The 16,210-nt window shown below is 36.2% G+C and carries 17 protein-coding genes; 2 read left to right on the forward strand and 15 right to left on the reverse strand.

Features of this window, described 5'->3' with window-relative positions; genetic code table 11:
• Window positions 1-219: 219 nt before the first annotated feature.
• The 6 genes from MKY30_RS01545 to MKY30_RS01570 are packed head-to-tail and all read right to left on the reverse strand — an operon-like array spanning window position 220 to window position 5,729.
• Window positions 220-2,160, reverse strand: a complete 1,941-nt coding sequence (locus MKY30_RS01545; protein WP_198048541.1) for an HTH domain-containing protein — start codon at window positions 2,158-2,160, stop codon at window positions 220-222.
• A 31-nt stretch (window positions 2,161-2,191) separates the two neighbouring features.
• Window positions 2,192-3,235 (reverse strand): tyrosine-protein phosphatase, encoded by a 1,044-nt coding sequence (locus MKY30_RS01550; RefSeq protein ID WP_147210112.1) that lies wholly within the window; start codon window positions 3,233-3,235, stop codon window positions 2,192-2,194.
• Between the two features lie 4 nt (window positions 3,236-3,239).
• Window positions 3,240-4,061: a PTS system mannose/fructose/sorbose family transporter subunit IID gene (locus MKY30_RS01555; protein ID WP_147210111.1), complete on the reverse strand. Its 822-nt coding sequence runs from the start codon at window positions 4,059-4,061 to the stop codon at window positions 3,240-3,242.
• Window positions 4,058-4,846 (reverse strand): PTS mannose/fructose/sorbose/N-acetylgalactosamine transporter subunit IIC, encoded by a 789-nt coding sequence (locus MKY30_RS01560; protein WP_147210110.1) that lies wholly within the window; start codon window positions 4,844-4,846, stop codon window positions 4,058-4,060. The genes MKY30_RS01555 and MKY30_RS01560 overlap by 4 nt, the downstream gene beginning before the upstream one ends.
• Window positions 4,847-5,314, reverse strand: coding sequence for a PTS system mannose/fructose/N-acetylgalactosamine-transporter subunit IIB (locus MKY30_RS01565; protein ID WP_077601711.1), 468 nt, complete (start codon window positions 5,312-5,314; stop codon window positions 4,847-4,849).
• Window positions 5,301-5,729: a PTS sugar transporter subunit IIA gene (locus MKY30_RS01570; protein WP_147210109.1), complete on the reverse strand. Its 429-nt coding sequence runs from the start codon at window positions 5,727-5,729 to the stop codon at window positions 5,301-5,303. The genes MKY30_RS01565 and MKY30_RS01570 overlap by 14 nt, the downstream gene beginning before the upstream one ends.
• A 521-nt stretch (window positions 5,730-6,250) precedes the next feature.
• Between MKY30_RS01570 and MKY30_RS01575 the strand changes: the two genes are divergently transcribed.
• Both MKY30_RS01575 and MKY30_RS01580 read left to right on the forward strand, forming a co-directional pair.
• Window positions 6,251-6,622, forward strand: coding sequence for a nuclear transport factor 2 family protein (locus tag MKY30_RS01575; protein WP_341082608.1), 372 nt, complete (start codon window positions 6,251-6,253; stop codon window positions 6,620-6,622).
• A 189-nt stretch (window positions 6,623-6,811) separates the two neighbouring features.
• The gene (locus MKY30_RS01580) at window positions 6,812-7,558 is read left to right on the forward strand and encodes an SDR family NAD(P)-dependent oxidoreductase (RefSeq protein ID WP_147210107.1); all 747 of its coding nucleotides are present in this window, start codon (window positions 6,812-6,814) and stop codon (window positions 7,556-7,558) included.
• Between the two features lie 209 nt (window positions 7,559-7,767).
• On the opposite strand, the gene MKY30_RS24070 is transcribed toward MKY30_RS01580, so the two are convergent.
• The 9 genes from MKY30_RS24070 to MKY30_RS01620 form a co-directional block, all read right to left on the reverse strand.
• Window positions 7,768-8,016 (reverse strand): helix-turn-helix domain-containing protein, encoded by a 249-nt coding sequence (locus MKY30_RS24070; RefSeq protein ID WP_445667729.1) that lies wholly within the window; start codon window positions 8,014-8,016, stop codon window positions 7,768-7,770.
• Between the two features lie 205 nt (window positions 8,017-8,221).
• Entirely contained in the window at window positions 8,222-9,130 is a 909-nt protein-coding gene (locus MKY30_RS01585) for an NAD-dependent epimerase/dehydratase family protein (protein WP_147210106.1), read from the reverse strand.
• Window positions 9,131-9,133: 3 nt separating this feature from the next.
• On the reverse strand, window positions 9,134-10,519 hold the full coding sequence (gene hydA, locus MKY30_RS01590) for a dihydropyrimidinase (protein WP_147210105.1): 1,386 nt from the start codon (window positions 10,517-10,519) through the stop codon (window positions 9,134-9,136).
• Between the two features lie 15 nt (window positions 10,520-10,534).
• Window positions 10,535-11,764 carry a M20 family metallo-hydrolase gene (locus MKY30_RS01595; RefSeq protein ID WP_186813602.1) on the reverse strand — a complete coding sequence of 410 codons (1,230 nt, stop codon included), beginning with the start codon at window positions 11,762-11,764 and terminating at the stop codon, window positions 10,535-10,537.
• 44 nt (window positions 11,765-11,808) lie between these two features.
• Window positions 11,809-13,272 carry an NCS1 family nucleobase:cation symporter-1 gene (locus tag MKY30_RS01600; RefSeq protein ID WP_186813601.1) on the reverse strand — a complete coding sequence of 488 codons (1,464 nt, stop codon included), beginning with the start codon at window positions 13,270-13,272 and terminating at the stop codon, window positions 11,809-11,811.
• 50 nt (window positions 13,273-13,322) lie between these two features.
• Window positions 13,323-14,081 (reverse strand): SDR family NAD(P)-dependent oxidoreductase, encoded by a 759-nt coding sequence (locus MKY30_RS01605; protein ID WP_147210102.1) that lies wholly within the window; start codon window positions 14,079-14,081, stop codon window positions 13,323-13,325.
• A gap of 21 nt (window positions 14,082-14,102) precedes the next feature.
• Window positions 14,103-14,471: a RidA family protein gene (locus MKY30_RS01610; protein WP_147210101.1), complete on the reverse strand. Its 369-nt coding sequence runs from the start codon at window positions 14,469-14,471 to the stop codon at window positions 14,103-14,105.
• 48 nt (window positions 14,472-14,519) lie between these two features.
• Window positions 14,520-15,179 carry a PAS domain-containing protein gene (locus tag MKY30_RS01615; RefSeq protein WP_156984995.1) on the reverse strand — a complete coding sequence of 220 codons (660 nt, stop codon included), beginning with the start codon at window positions 15,177-15,179 and terminating at the stop codon, window positions 14,520-14,522.
• 223 nt (window positions 15,180-15,402) lie between these two features.
• A complete protein-coding gene (locus tag MKY30_RS01620) occupies window positions 15,403-16,191 on the reverse strand; it encodes an SDR family oxidoreductase (RefSeq protein ID WP_341082612.1) in 789 nt (262 codons plus the stop codon).
• Between the last annotated feature and the right edge of the window lie 19 nt (window positions 16,192-16,210).

Genomic DNA, 16,210 nt, shown 5'->3' on the forward strand with positions numbered 1-16,210 from the left:
AATACAGCCCAATTTATAAGAAAAGTGCAACTATTACTCCAAGACAAAGTTTATTTCTTCTCTAATTATGTAATAAATTAATAATAACTCAAACAGTTATCAAAGAATCCACCTTTAGTCAGTTTTATTCTTCATCTGGCTGGCCAAAGGTGGATTTTCTTAGCAATATCTTTTTCTATCTCATAAGTACAAAACGGCTTTTTCTTCTCTACCCTGCTTCTAAATAAAAAATTGGCTATAATCCTTCTGACTTTCTTTACATAGATGAACCAGTTTATTTTTATCTGTCACAGTCCGGTTTAAAATATCTAAAAGCATCCGGAGCTTTTGCTTATCCCCATCTACATTTAAATTAATCAATAAATAATATTCATCTCCCCCTATTTGCGCCGAGCCATTTTGGGGAAATGAAAAGATTTTAAAGGTCTCTTTCTCTGAAGAAAGATGGAGATAAATGTGGATGTGAATATCTCCTGGAACTTCGACGTGTTCATAATCGCATCCATTTTGAAAATGAGCTTCAATAGGAAAATGATTGAATTTATACTTTGGCTCTATTTCTTCATACATAATGACAGGCATTTTTTTATTATAATCGAAGGCATCTAAAAATATATGCTTTAGTGAATCGACATACTCCAGCTCGGTCATGCCCTCTTCGGCAAAATAAATCGGGGAATAATGAATATTCATATTTTTACCATAGTTTGAGCATAAATAATAATCATAGGTTTGATACGCCATCGAATCCAGCTCATATAAAACCTTTGTTTCAATACGCTCAATGTAATCAGAAAAATGATGCTGTAGATTGAACTTTAACTGTTGTGTGCTCAATCTGCCATCTATAGCAATAATTGCCAATCTCAGTTTACGGTGATCTAATTCAATCCGGTTCAGCATCAGCAAAAATGTACTGAAAATCATATGCTCTTCATTTTCAGAGAATGTATAGCCGTATTGCTGCTGAAACTGTTGACAGATTTTTTTCATAATATGCAGCAGAAAAGGGTCCTGCTCATTACTATCTCTGATATTTCTATATCCTAAATCAACACAGTCGGATACTTCAAGTTTAATTTTCATACTGATTGGTATCATAATCTTAAGCAGATCTTTTAAACATACCTCACTATCAAATGCATCAATCTGCAAATAACTTGATAATTCTTTCAGCAAGAAATTCCGTGTTTCCCCGGCCAATGCAATCAAGCTATCATAATTTTCAACGGTACAGTCTTTAAAACGGTACAAATCGGTGCTGATAACCGCCATATAGGCTAAAAATTGAACAATATCTTCTGCAAAAGTAAAACCTTCAAATTCCAGCTGTAAGTTTTTAATCAGCTTCTCTACCAGTTCATATTCTTCCGTTGTCCGGTAATCAAATGCAATCTCCGGCAGCTCCAGTTCAATCCGATTTTTGGCCAGACTTTGATTGCGGAAGTAAATTAAGTAAATAATAAAGCGTTCTGCATTGATATCTGAAAATACAATTCTTGATTGCGTGATAGTCTCATAAAAAATCTTTCTGATTATCTCCATATCCGCCCGTTCACATGTGAATAGCTTATTATATTCCGCTATCCCAAAATCACTTGTCGGATTTTTATCAAAATATTTATAAACACGTATCGTCAGCATAATTTTTTTAAAGTGGGCACCTTGAACAAGCATCCCATAATGCGGTCTTACAACAAGAGTCAGATTATAATCGGACATAATTTCTTTTACTCTCTGTAATTCTTTGCTTAACGGAAAGCTGACATTCAGCTCATACTGAAGAAACTCCACCTTTACTGGCTGATGTGAGGTTAATAACCTTCGTAAAATATATTGAACACGATTATCAAATTCCGTATCGATTGTTTTGGGCTGATAGATTTGGAAATATTCTTTAATACGATTTTCATATTCCTTATCCACAATTTCTAATTTATAGCCTAGTGACTGCTTGGATGTAATCAGCAGATCCGCATTGATCAGCTCTTCTTTTAAGGTCCGAATATCATTCTTGATGGTTCTCGATGTAACACCAAGCTCTGCTGCCAGCCGATCACTTGTCATATAGGTTTCCGAACGCAAAAGAAGGAGAAATAACGCCTTAAACCTAGCTTTGCCATCTAAAAATCTAAATTTATTTGACAAGTCTAAATCCATGGTGATCCCTCCTTCCATTTGCGGTATAAAATTATTCTAAATACATACTCTTCATTGTATCAATCATATCACGAGTTATTCCTAACTCTTCTACAACATATTTTTCAATAGATCCATACTTTTGAATAATCGTATCAATGGATGTAGCAATAAATTCGGAACGTGTATCAATAAAAGAATACAAATGCTCCAGGACCTCTTTATCATCAGTCAATTTTTTATACCCTTCCATTTTCACACGGTTACGTTCCTTGCGATTTTCTTCTGTAAGCATATAATCTTTCACCAGGTCATCTTTTTTCACACCCAGAATACCCAGAACAAGCATAGCTCCAAATCCTGTACGGTCTTTTCCACCGCGACAATGCTGAAGAACAGCTGGTGCATCAGGGTTTGCTGTGATGCGCAGCATTTCTCCAAAAGCTTCCTTCGAGTTGTCTTTATTGGCAAACGTACGATACTGTTCGAGAACTACATCTGCTTGATTAACCAAAGTACCTTTTTCTTTTTGCTCAATTATTTTATTAATTAAATTAATATCTTCTTTATCTTTCGAAGAAGTAAACTGCGCAGATAGTTCTGCTGCATGTGCTACCGGGTCCAGCTGATAAGTCTTTATAGAACCGTCAACCGTTTTATTCGGATATTTACTAATCTCATCATCGCTTCGATAATCAATGATTGTATGGATATCCAGCTTCTTCAAGTAGTCAACACCGGCCTCCGTCGCATTATAGATATGATCAGAACGGTATAACATTCCCCATTTAACCGTCTTCCCATTTTCTGCTTCATACCCTCCCATATCCCGGAAATTATTCATTCCTTCTACAGGAAGCGTTCTTTCACCTATAGTATAAGCTTTATCGGCGAATTTCAAAAGAAAATACGGTCTGTAATCGACTGGTCCAATATTAACGGAGAAGCTTTTCTCAGATGTTTTTAGTAAAAACTCCGGCTGCACATCTGCAGGACTCTTCTTTAGATAGACTACTACTTCCTCTTCAGCAGTGTCATCCTTCTTAAATAAAAATTTATTGTTTTCAACTTGGGTAACTTCATATTTTTTTCTCATAGTATTATCCTAGTACACCTGCCATCGTTAACAGAATAGCTAAAACCATAATTCCTACAATAAGCTGCGGAGCATATTTTCCATTTGTCCGTTTAAAAATCTTATAAACTGCGAATGTAACCAGCAAGCTGAGAATTCCAGGCATAACCTGATCAATCATCTCTTGAATTTCGATAACATTTTCACCAGCTGTAATCTGGGCGTCAATATTAATCTTAATAATACTGGCTATCAATGCCCCGATAACCATCAACCCAACTACGTTTGCCATACTGGCCAGTCTTTGCAGAAAGTTCCCGCCGGCTCCTTCGATCATTTGCACGCCTTGCTTATAACCAATATGAATTCCATAATACTTCGTACCAACGTTGACTGTGTTATATAAAAGGAACATTAGAATTGGTCCGATAACACTGCCGTTTAAAGCAAGGGAAGCACCAATACTTCCACAAATAGGGAGCCATGTGAATTTAAGAAGGCTGTCTCCTATCCCGGCTAACGGCCCCATCAATCCAGTCTTAATAGCTGTAACAGTTTCTTTTTCCTCTTCGGTAGTTGTTTCTTCTACTGCCGCAGAGACACCCATAATTAATGCATTCGCATTTACATGGCTATTATAGAATTCTAAATGACGTTTCATCGCCTGTGTTTTCAATTCATCTGGTTTATCAGCATATAACCGTTCTAAAACAGGAGTAAAGCTGGATAAAAATCCGATTGCCTGCATCGATTGGTAGTTATTTGTCACGTTCATTAATTGCATGCGCCAGAAGATTCGATTGAGATCTTTTTTAGTAATCTTATTTTGCTCATTATGCTCCGTCATAGATCATAATCCTCCTCATCATCGTCAAAATCATCTGAGTCCTGAGATTTTGATTCAGCCTTTGTTTCCTTCTCCCGTGTAGCCAAATCGTAAAGATAAGCTAACGGCAGGGCAATTAAGGTAATTGGCAATACAGATAAATCAAGGTAAACGGCAAGTGCAAAACCTGCAATGAGGAAAACCCATAATTCACCTTTCTTAATCATCATCAGCATTAATAGACCAATACCAACTGCAGGAATAATGGAACCAGCTATTGATAGTCCATCCATAATGGAATCAGGCAGTGCTTCTACTGCTTTATCAATTGCTCCGGCACCGAAATAAATAGCCAGGAAAGTAGGAACTGCACGGATTAAGAAAGCAAAAATCATAGGAACATATTGAATGCGAAATACCTTTTTAAAATTCCCCGTTTCTGCAATTCGATTAGCAATCGGATTCAAGTAAACAATCCCGGAACGATACAAAATTAATAACTGCTGTGCCAATAAAGAAGTCGGGACTGCCAACGCAACAGCAGTCGCTGTTCCGCCAGAAAGAATACCAAGAGCTGTTCCAATTGCGGAACCTGTAATAATATCTGGTGCGGAATAGGCGCCGACGTTTCCTACACCCATCCACATAACTTCCAGTGTTGCACCGATTAACAAACCAGTCTGAAGATCTCCCATAATTAATCCGACAACCGTTGAAATTAACAACGGCCGTCTGATCATTTGTGTACCGATATCATCAATCGCGCAGATACCGGCCCAAAGTGATACGAGTAAAGAGGTGACCATTTAGATGACCTCCCTCAAATCTACTTTTTCATCATTAGGAACCATTTGTACAGTTATATTTAGGCCTTTATCAAGTAATTCCTTGAATGCTTCTCTTTCTTCCGGTGTAACAGACAATGCTTTGGAGACTTTTTCTCTTCCTTCACGGTAGCGCATTCCGCCAACGTTTAAGTCTTCAACCGGCACACCATTTTCTACAGCCTCTAAAACATCCTCACTTGTTGTAAACAGAAGCATCGTACGGCGTGTAATTTTTTGCTTTTTAATAATTTCAGCAAACTTCTTCACCGGAAATGCTCTTACTTTAATTCCTGATGGAGCTGCCATTGTTAAAATATTTTTTTGCGTAGCATCATTTCCAATTTTGTCATTTAATACAACAATTTGTTCAATCTTGTGCATATTCACCCAAGTTGTTACTACCTGTCCATGGATTAATCTATCGTCAATTCTACTAAAGCAAATCATCGTCATCGTCTCCTTCTAAATCTTTATTTGTTCTAATGGATAAACCTTGTGCGTAAGCTGTCTGAATAACTTCTTCCAATTCACTGATTTCTTTCCCGCGGTTCATTAATACCTCCAGTAATAATGGAAGGTTCACTCCTGATGCAATCATCGTATTTTCTCTTGTTAGAAGGTTGCTGGCTAAGTTAATCGGTGTTCCCCCAACAATATCAGTAAGGATCAGCAATCCTTTTGAGGTATCCAGGCTTGCTACCTTATCCTCCATTTCCTGTTTGAGATCATCAAGATTATCTACAACAAAAACGCTGATTGTTTCGTAGTTTTCCTGTTCGCCCACGATTAATTGTGCGCTTTCTATTGCAGCCTTCCCAAAGTCTCCGTGTGTCATGACCAAAATTCCAAATCCATCTGCCATGCTTTTCTTCCTTTCTATATTTTATTTGTGCGTATACTTAAGTGACATCGACTCTTTTTTACTACGCTTTTATTTTATAACATGTGGTATCGTTTTCAATTTCATTATTTTCACTATTGATAATGAAATTTCACTAATCTAAAGGAAATTCTTCCTTTTTAGGGTTAGATTGTGAAAGTATAAAAGTGTAGTTCATAATTTTATCTAGCTCTCATATTAAGAAAAATTAAATTAGTTAAGAGATATCAAATGTAGATAATTAATAATTAAAAATGAAAAAATTGACAGTATAAGTAATCAATAATACATTTAAATAAGAGTTACTTTTAACTATTAATAATCACAATTCTTGAAAACGGTATCTTATTAGTAGATAAGATACAAAGGAACTCATCTTTCTAAAAGCAGATGTTTCTAAAATTAAAATGTAAAGACTATATAACTCCAAGCATTGAATTCAGATTACCCGTCAGCTTTCAAAGGACATTGAAAGAACCACATAGTAAAGGAGCGTATGATTTATGGATAATTTACCAATGAAAAAAACATTGCAGGAATATGTAGATGCCTTCAATACCAACGATCTCGAACATCTGATGTCTTTATTTTCAGATGAAGCAAGTGTAGAAGACCCTGTTGGTTCGCCTCCTAAAACAGGCCGTATAGAAATTGAAGCGTTCTATAGAGAAAGCATGACTGGCGCCAAATTAGAATTATTAGTATCCCCACGCGGTTCTTACAGCAATGCAGCAACCATAACTTTCGCCGTTCACACAGAAAAAAAAGGGCATTCTATTCGAATTGATGTCACAGATGTAATGACTTTTGATTCCGCGGGTAAAATTGCTACTATGCACGCTTATTGGGGACCGGATGATATGCAGCAGCTATAGTTTATTAAATATTTAAAACTTGTGATTTTAATTTCTTTTCGTATATCTTGTATTACTAACAAGATAGCTATTACATCACAATAATATTAGATATATTGAAAATATCCGCAGAATATATAAACCGTTTTTCGTAAAAGATACTTAAAAAGCCATAACCAAATTTTAACTTAATGAAAAAGGATGATTATCATGGGCCGTTTAACAGGTAAAGTAGCTATTATCACTGGAGCAGCTAATGGAATGGGAGCTTCAGAAGCAAAGCTTTTCGCAAAAGAAGGAGCAAAAGTAGTTGCAACAGATATTAATGATAATGTATTACATGAGGTAATTAATGAAATTAAAGCGGATGGCGGAGATGCAATCGGTTTGAAGCATAATGTGACATCGGAGGAAGAATGGAAACAGATTATCCAAGAAACTGTAAATCACTACGGTAAAGTAGATGTACTTGTAAATAATGCTGGTGTTTCCAGTCCTAAAACAATGGCTCAAATGGAAATGGACGAATGGAATAAAATAATGGATATTGATTTAAATGGCTGTGTTATCGGGATGAAATATGTGATTCCAGAAATGCAAAAAGCCGGCGGTGGTTCTCTGATTAATATTTCGTCTATCGGCGGACTTGTCGGTATGGCCGGATCAAGTCCATATACTGCTGCCAAAGGTGCATTACGTTCTTTATCAAAATCAGCAGCTGTTGAATATGGAAAAGATAAAATTCGTGTAAATTCCGTTCATCCAGGTATTATTGAAACACCAATGACTGCAGATACTTTTAAGGATGCAGAAGTCTATTATAAAACATTCACACAGCTTCCTTACTTCGGAAATCCTGAGGATGTTGCATATGGTGTGCTATTCCTTGCATCAGATGAATCCCGTTTTATGACAGGTGCTGAGCTTGTGATTGACGGTGGCTGGACTGCGCTTTAATAGAGTTTAGTGATAAGGTATTGGGGGAAGCTAATATATGTAATTTATTTTAATATAGCTTGTATCTATTAATGATAGGCCCTATATTTATAAACAAAAAAAGATACTCTCTTCCTATGTAATTCATAGAAAGAGAGTATCTTTTATGCAATATATTATTTAACTCAAAACAACAAAATTAATATATTGGTTTAAAAACTTTTCTTTTTTTAATGTGTAAAAGATGACATGGATGCTGCCTGTTCATCCTCCCCATGTTTATCAATAAGAGATAATTCAAGTTCAAGAACATGAGCTAATTTTAGTAAAGTAACCAGCTTTGGTATATCTTTCCCGCTTTCCATTCGGCTAATTGTTTTTTGGGGTACATTAGATAACCTTGATAGTTCTCGTTGAGATAATTCCTTTCTATCCCGGGCAGCAATCCGTTTTCCTACAATTCCAATGAAATAAATAATTCCGGATTCTCCCTTGCTAAATCTTTTCGGACATCCTCAAAGTTCTTCATTATTATAGTACCGTGATAAACGCTTAAGGACGAAACAATCACCAAATAACAGCGAAGCAAAATTACCCTATTCAAAAAGAAAAAGATCTTCCAATCGCTGCAGCGATATGGAAAATCTTTTCTTTAACTTATTTAGCTAATGTTTTAAATTCGATTCAGCTCTTCAAAAGATTATAATACTCTTTTATGCCATCACCAATTGAATATGAAGGGTTGAAATCCAGCACTTCATTTGCTTTTGAACAATCAAGTGGAGGAATTTCATCATAGCCAAAGTCACCTGGACCTATTTTAAATACTGTGCCGGGAAATAATTCTTTCATTATAGAAACTATTTCTTCTGTACTTGTTAAATTTCCTTTTCCAATATTTATTGTTAAACCATTTGCTTCTTTATTATTGATCGTTAACCAAATGGCATTTACTACATCCTTCACATAAATATACTCTATCTTTTGATCCTTTCCCTTATCTTCTATTACATTCTCACCTTTTAAAGCTTTTTCAAGAATATATTTTATTGGGTCGTGCGTTACCCTTCCAGCTCCAAAAACAAATGGGATCCTTAGAGATGTGATATTCATCCCGTATTTTTCATAATATACCTTCGCAAGATATTCTCCTGTTACTTTAGTTACACCGTAGATAGATGCTGGTGCTGGAATAGTTTCTTCATGGAGTTTTGCTGCTTTACTATCTCCATAGATTGCTGCTGAGCTTAAATATATAATTTTCTTTATTTGAAAAAGTCTTCCTGCTTCAAGCACATTTGAAGTTCCAAGTATATTAGTATTAATTATCTTATCTGGTGAGTTTTCAAATCCTTTTGGGTGTGATACTCCGCCACCATGAACAATAATATCTATTTTATATTTTTCTAACACAGCCGCTAAGCGTGAGAAATCATCTACATTTCCCTGTTCAAAACTAAAATAGGGAGACTTTATATTCTTGTTTTCCATCATATTTATATCATAGCCGACAACCTGTAAGTTCTGCTGTAATAAGAAATTTACTAAATAACGGCCAATTAATCCATTACTGCCTGTTACTAAAATATTCAACCTTTATAGTCTCCCTTCTTGAGACTGTTCCGTAAATTTATTTCGGTATAAAAATTTTCCAGACCCAGGTTCTCCAACGACCTTGTTATCTTTAACAATTACTTTGCCTCTCGATAAAACATACTCAATACTCCCCTGTACTTCCATACCTTCATATACATTATATTCTGTACTCTGCTTCTGAGATGCTTTCGTAATAATACTGGATTTATTGGGATCGAGAATCACTACATCCCCATCACTGCCAACATTAAGACTACCCTTCTGAGGATATAACCCAAAAATCTTAGCTGGATTCTGACTTGTTATTTCAACAAGCTTTGACATGGAAATTTTCCCTTCACAAACGCCATATTTATAAAGTAATAACAGAGTGCTTTCTATACCAGGCAAACCGTTTGGTGCTTTTGTAAAGTTATTTATACCGTTCTCTTTTCCATTTACATATGGGTGTGATGCATGATCAGAACCAATTGTAGAAATAGAACCGGATTTAATATTATGCCACAAAGCTTCCTGATCCTTATTTGTTCTTAGTGGTGGAGAACAGATGTACTTAACTGCTTCTTTCTCTTCTTGTTTTAAATACTCCTCATTCAAAACTAAATATTGAGGACAGGTTTCGCCAAAAGCGTTCACACCTTTTTCTTTAGCTCTGACAAATTCTTTTAAAGCTTCCTCACAAGTTATATGAACAATATAGGCTGGTGCTCCCGTTATTTCAGCAATTCGTAAAGCTCTCGCTGTTGCTTCTGCTTCGGTGGCAGGTGGCCTGGTATAAGCATGATAAATCGGTTTAGTATTATTGCTGCTTAATGCCTCTTCTATAAGACAATCTATTACACTGCCATTTTCAGCATGGATATTGGTTACAACTCCTGCTTTTTTTGCTGCTTTCATTAATAAATATAATTCTTCATCGTTCACCATATTTTCTTTGTATGCCATAAATAATTTGATTGATGTAACACCTTCATCTGGCAATTTAGAAATCTGTTCAAGTACATCTTTATCGCATTTATTTATAATAGAGTGAAAGCCATAGTCTATTAAAGCATTTTGAGCCTTCTCCTTCCACTCTGTTAAATCTTCTAAAAAGGTTTGAGAATTATCTGGATCTGTATAATTTATTATCGTAGTTATTCCCCCGGCTGCAGCCGCTCTTGTTCCTGTTTCAAAGGCATCCAGAGTTCCTTTAATCCCAAGATGAGTATGGGGGTCAATTAAACCTGGCAGTACATATTTATTTGTTGCATCCAGAATAGTATCTTCATTGCTGCCAGTAATCTGATTGGATATCATGTTAATTTTTCCATTATCTATTTTTATGTCCGCTTGAAAGGTTTCGGAAGCTGTCACTATTATCCCGTTCTGTATAATTGTAGCCATCTTTTGCCTCCTAATTTATTTATTCATATAATGAATCGCAGTATTTGCTAACAGGTTCGTTCCTAACGTAATATCCTCTGCTTTTGCAAATTCTTTAGGATTATGACTTCCATTTTCAGATCTGATAAAAATCATACCCATGTCCGTAATTTCTGCCATTAATTGTGCATCATGGCCACCACCGCTTGGCATTTCAAACGTCTTCATATCAAGCTCCTGGCTTTCTTTCCGCATCGTCTCTAAAATATGTGGTGCTGATTTGGCAGGATTTGCTTTTAATTTACTGGTTATTGTGTATTGTAAATTCCTGCGTTCGCAGATTTCTTTAATTCTTTTTTCGAGCGTATCGAGAATAGCTTCTCTGCTTTCTAAATCGGTATCGCGAATGTCAATAACTGTAGAAACTCTGCCGGGAATAATATTTACCTGGCTTGGTTGAACATCCATTGTAGCTGCTGTCCCCACAGCATTCCCTCCAGATTTATTCACAATTTCTTCTACCGCCAAAGCTGTTTCACTGGCCCCTAATAAAGCATCGTAGCGTAAATCCATTGGCGTAGCACCAACATGGTTAGGTTCTCCTTCAAAAACTACCTCTGTTAATGACAAACCCGTAATAGCTGTTACAATGCCAACCGGAGCCTTCTCACGAATCAAAATTGGCCCTTGTTCCACATGCATTTCCAGATATAATTCAAACTCTGTATTCTTCCTTACTGCCTTATCAATATTATCTGCATCTAAACCAAAATCTTTTAATATTTTATATCTGGAATCACCATTACTATCCGTAACTTTAAGGTCTTCTTTTGTTAGCTTGCCTGCCATCGCTCTGCTGCCAAATACTCCTCCAGATTGGAATCTGGAACCTTCCTCTTCGCAAAAAGCTATGACTTCCAGAGGCCGCATATTAGAAATGCCTTCTTCTTTTAAATGCTGTGCTACTTCTATGCCAGCAATAACACCAACCGTACCGTCATACTTTCCTCCGTTTCCAACAGAATCAACATGTGAGCCTAATGCAACAGCCTTTAAGCCAGGAACATCTCCTTCTTTTCTGCCAATTAAATTTCCAGCCTGGTCCAGTCTCACATTTAATCCCGCTTCTTTCATCCATTCACTAATTAACTCCAGACCTTCTCTATATTCTTTCGTTAAAGCAATTCTGCTGACTCCGCCTTCTTTGGTTTTTCCAATTTGAGCTAGTAATTCTATTCTTTGCTCTAATCTTTCTTTGCTTATCAAAATACAAACCTCCATATGCATTTTTCTTTTTAAACATATCCTTATTAAATAACTTTACTATCTGCGTCCTTCTTTTTAGAATCTGTTACTGCAGTTCTCTTTGACCACATTAAAGCAAGATAAGTGACAGCAGCTACTCCTACACCAATAAACCAGTTATAATTATATAGATAACTAATAGATGGAATGATTAATCCGCTATATGCAGCTAAAGCACCTACTATAAAAGCTATTAAACCATTTCTATTCCATCCTCCATATATCCCGTCATGACGGAATAAGCTTGCAAGATTATAGTTCATTTTACGAATAATGAAGAAATCTATTAACATAATCCCCAGTACTGGAGCCATTGTTGCACCGATTGCTCCCAAAACTACATCTAACGCTCCACCTTCTTCATACCAAAGCCAAGGGGCAGAGATAGCACCAATGGTTAAAGCTATTGCACCGGATTTACGGAAATTTAATTTTGATGGAGCCAGATTAGTTAAATCATATCCAACTGCCACCCCATTTGTTGCAACATTTACTGATAAAGTAGATACTAAAATAGAAAGTGCTCCAACAATCACTATGAAAGGGTTTTCAAATCCAGCTAAAACGTAAATTGGATTTGTTACAGGTTCATCAAATGCGTACATCGTTCCTGCTGTAGTCAATAGTGCCATGAGTGAAAATAAGATAAACATCGTGGGCATTCCCATTCCTTGCCCTACAATATGATCCTTTTGTGATCTGGAAAATCTGGTTAGATCAGAAATATTTAAGATAAGGGTTGCTACAGTACCTAGTAAAGCTGTCATTCCAAGAAAGAACGTAGGCCAGAAATCCTCACTGGAAATGGTTGAAGGTATGGAAACCAGATTACCTAATCCACCGGATACATTTGCAGCCCAAAATACTAAACCAACTGCAATAACCATGATTACCGGCCCTGCCCATGCTTCAAATTTTCTAACTCGTTCCATTCCATGTGTAATAACAATTGCATGTAATGAAAAAGTGATAACAAATGCAATAAATTCATTTAATCCAAGACCTAAAACATTGATGTTCCCTAAGCTATCCCACGCTGGAAAAGAAGATGCAAGAATTACATTAACAGCGATACTGCCAATGTACATATGCACTCCAAACCAGAATATCCCTAGACAAGCCCGAATAAATACTGGTATCTGCGCACCTTTTGTTCCAAAACTGGCACGGATTAATACGGGGAAAGGAACCCCATATTTTGAGCCTGAATAACTATTAAATGCAATTGCAATAAAAGCAACTAAATAAGCACTGGCAACACAAGCAAATGCCTGCCAAAAACTCATTCCTGCCACCATTAAATGAGCTGCAACCTCCCATGCAACAATATTGTGGACAATCCCCATCCAAATTGTAGCGTAAGCCCACCAGGTCCAATTCTTCTTTTCACCTGTTAATGGAGCAAGATCAGAGTTATACAAATTTTTATTGGGTTCTTTTCCTTCCACTAAAACTCTTTCTTCTTTCATGACAATCCCTCCATTATATAAATTGAACATTCTGAATTATCTTCTAAGCATTAGAGCATTACATCTCCGCAATTCGGACCAAGCGTTTGGCCTGTATAAATATTTCCATCTGGTTCCGAAGCCAGAAAAACAGCAGTAGGAGCTACTTCTTCTACTTTTCCAAATCGAGGAATCACTAATTCTTTTTGCTTGTTTTCCTTCCATTCATCACTTACTTCATTCATCAGCTGTGTTTCAACCGGACCTGGAGCTATACAGTTTGCTGTAATTCCATATTTCCCGAGTTCCAGCGCTACAGACTTCGTAAAGCCGATAACCCCGGCTTTAGCAGCTGCATAATGGCTATGTTCTACACTTCCTTTTTGAGCAACCTGTGAAGATATATTAATAATTCTCCCAAATTTATTTTCTATCATATAAGGAACAGCTGCTCTTGTTGTTAGAAAGATACTTGTTAAATTCACTTCTATCATACGGTTCCATGTTAGCGCATCCATTTCATGAATGGGTGTGGGTGTAGAAATTCCTGCGCTATTAACTAAAATATCAATTTTTCCATAGTTTTCTATTGTATTAGAAATTAGCGTTTGCACCATATCCTCTTTAGAAATATCTCCTTCTGTTATGATTACCCGGTCTCCATACTGGTTCATTTCTTTTTTAAACGCTTCTTTTTCCTCGATATTTCTAGCCAAGTAATTTATTGATACTTTCGCACCCTCTTGCAGAAATGATGTTGCTATCGTATAACCGATGCCTCCTCCAGGGCCAGCACCAGTTATAATAGCTACCTTATTTTTCAGTTTCAATTCTACCACTCCTTAAAGCTATTACAATTCAGCAATAGCATCGATTTCTAAAGGTATCCCTTTTAAATCACATCCAATTGTAGTTCTGGCTGGTAAGTTATCTGTGAAAAACTCTTGATAGACTTTGTCATAGATTTCAAAATCATCTAAGTTAGTTAAATATGTGTTCACTTTAACCACATCTTCCAACCTGCCGCCTGCTGCTTCTAATACATTCTTAACATTGGTAAGTGCTACTCTTGTCTGTTCTTCGATAGTCTCTGGAACCTTACCAGTTTTTATATCAACCGGTGCCTGTCCTGCAACATACACCGTATTATTTTTTTTAGTAGCTTGAGAAAAATGTCCACCCGGCTTTGGAGCCAGACTTGTATTAATAATTTCTTTCATGATAATCTCCCCTTTAATATATTTTGAAACAAATCATGTTATTTCCTTTTATATTCCTTGCGTACTACGCACTGTATCTAAATAGTTATAGAGTGTGTATTTGGAGATTCCATAGTATTCACAGATTTTATCCCCTGACTTCTGAATGAGAAAAGCCCCTTTTTCATCCAGATATTTTATCCCCTTCATCTTATCCTCTTTGCTCATATGTGCGACTGGCTTCCCTACATGATTTTGAGCTTCTTGAATTAAAAGGGCTAATACATCATTCACGTTATTCACAAATACTTCCTTTACATCTGTATTAATTTTATTCAGGTCTGTAAATTCCTTAATAGATGTTTCAGCCATCATCAAACTTGTGATATCAAAATTAATACATATACATCCGATAGGTTTTTCTTCACTATTTCGGATGTACATTGTAGTTGATCTCAACATTCTTCCGTCTTTTGTCTTTGTCAGGTAGTTATGTTTATCACCTTCCTGATCCGTTCCTCTCAAAACTTCCAATCCTAAATTCGTTCCTGTATCCCCCACTTTCCTGCCTGTAACATGGCCATTTTCAATCCGGACAATTAAACCGCTTCCATATTTCTCATGCTGCGTTAAATCAAGAAGCACAACTTCACAATCACTGCCAAACTGTTTAGCAATACCTTTTACGGTCGACGTCAAAAAATCAATTTCCTCGTTAATATGTTCCATTTTAAAGAGCTCCTATCTATGAATATTCACAATGTTATACTAATTAATTTTTTTTAGTTTGTCAACATTTTTTTTAGTTTGTTTTTTGGAGATTAGAATATAAAAAGAAGAGCAACAAATTCTCATAAAGAATCTATCACCCTTCTTTAACATCATTTTCTATTTCTTATTCAAATTATTCTACATTAAAATCGTACTATTTTATTTTTAGAACTTACCCAATCTAATAAGACTTAACAAACCCGCCATCAATCAACAGTGTCTGCCCAGTAATATACGTATTTCGATAAGATCCTAAAAAGACAGCAGCTTCTGCAAATTCTTCCGGTGTACCATATCGGCCGATTGGAATAGAAGCCTGAACATTATTTTGCCAATCCTTTAGTTCAACCTGTCTCTTCTCTGCATTTTTCTTATCAAGGCTTCGCAATCTATCCGTATCGATTTTGCCCGGCCCGACGATATTGATTAATATCTGTTCCTTTGCATAATCTTCTGCCAGCGATTTGCAAAGTGCTTGTACACCGCTTCTAAATATATTGGAAAGCAACAGCTCGCTGATTGGTTCTTTAATAGAACTCGAGGCAATATATATAATTCTCCCTTGTCCATTTTCCTTCATTAAAGGAATCGCTTCTTTTATTGCACGTACAGAACTCATTAAAGTCAGTTCAAAAGCATCATACCAAGCTGTCTCATCACTGGTTTCAAAGTTAATAATTGGTGGACCACCTGCATTACTTACCAGTACATCAAGTACACCAAAGTGTTCTTTCACAAAAGCAAATAGACGGTTGATATCTTCTTTTTTCGAAACATCTGTAACGAATGGAATCACTTCACCGCCTGTCTGAGTTGAAATCTCATCCGCTGTTTTTTTTAAAATTTCTTCCGTTCTGCCGGTAATAATAACAGATGCGCCTTCTTCTGAATACTTATTCGCAATTTCTCTGCCGATGCCTTTACTTGAAGCTAAAACCAATACCTTTTTGCCTTTTAATTTTAAATCCATTGTTTATCGCTCCTTTCTT

The organism is Oceanobacillus sp. FSL W8-0428, from assembly GCF_038004405.1.
GTDB classification, from domain to species: Bacteria; Bacillota; Bacilli; order Bacillales; family Amphibacillaceae; genus Oceanobacillus; species Oceanobacillus sojae.

Bases quoted from the DNA above. Each gene is read 5' to 3' on its own strand.
- MKY30_RS01610 (WP_147210101.1), bottom strand. From the start codon at position 14,471: ATGAAAGAAATTATTAATACAAGTCTGGCTCCAAAGCCGGGTGGACAT.
- MKY30_RS01545 (WP_198048541.1), bottom strand. From the start codon at position 2,160: ATGGATTTAGACTTGTCAAATAAATTTAGATTTTTAGATGGCAAAGCT.
- MKY30_RS01550 (WP_147210112.1), bottom strand. From the start codon at position 3,235: ATGAGAAAAAAATATGAAGTTACCCAAGTTGAAAACAATAAATTTTTA.
- MKY30_RS01560 (WP_147210110.1), bottom strand. From the start codon at position 4,846: ATGGTCACCTCTTTACTCGTATCACTTTGGGCCGGTATCTGCGCGATT.
- MKY30_RS01615 (WP_156984995.1), bottom strand. From the start codon at position 15,179: ATGGAACATATTAACGAGGAAATTGATTTTTTGACGTCGACCGTAAAA.
- hydA (WP_147210105.1), bottom strand. From the start codon at position 10,519: ATGGCTACAATTATACAGAACGGGATAATAGTGACAGCTTCCGAAACC.
- MKY30_RS01620 (WP_341082612.1), bottom strand. From the start codon at position 16,191: ATGGATTTAAAATTAAAAGGCAAAAAGGTATTGGTTTTAGCTTCAAGT.
- MKY30_RS01570 (WP_147210109.1), bottom strand. From the start codon at position 5,729: ATGGCAGATGGATTTGGAATTTTGGTCATGACACACGGAGACTTTGGG.
- MKY30_RS01580 (WP_147210107.1), top strand. From the start codon at position 6,812: ATGGGCCGTTTAACAGGTAAAGTAGCTATTATCACTGGAGCAGCTAAT.
- MKY30_RS01565 (WP_077601711.1), bottom strand. From the start codon at position 5,314: ATGATTTGCTTTAGTAGAATTGACGATAGATTAATCCATGGACAGGTA.
- MKY30_RS01575 (WP_341082608.1), top strand. From the start codon at position 6,251: ATGGATAATTTACCAATGAAAAAAACATTGCAGGAATATGTAGATGCC.
- MKY30_RS01555 (WP_147210111.1), bottom strand. From the start codon at position 4,061: ATGACGGAGCATAATGAGCAAAATAAGATTACTAAAAAAGATCTCAAT.
- MKY30_RS01600 (WP_186813601.1), bottom strand. From the start codon at position 13,272: ATGAAAGAAGAAAGAGTTTTAGTGGAAGGAAAAGAACCCAATAAAAAT.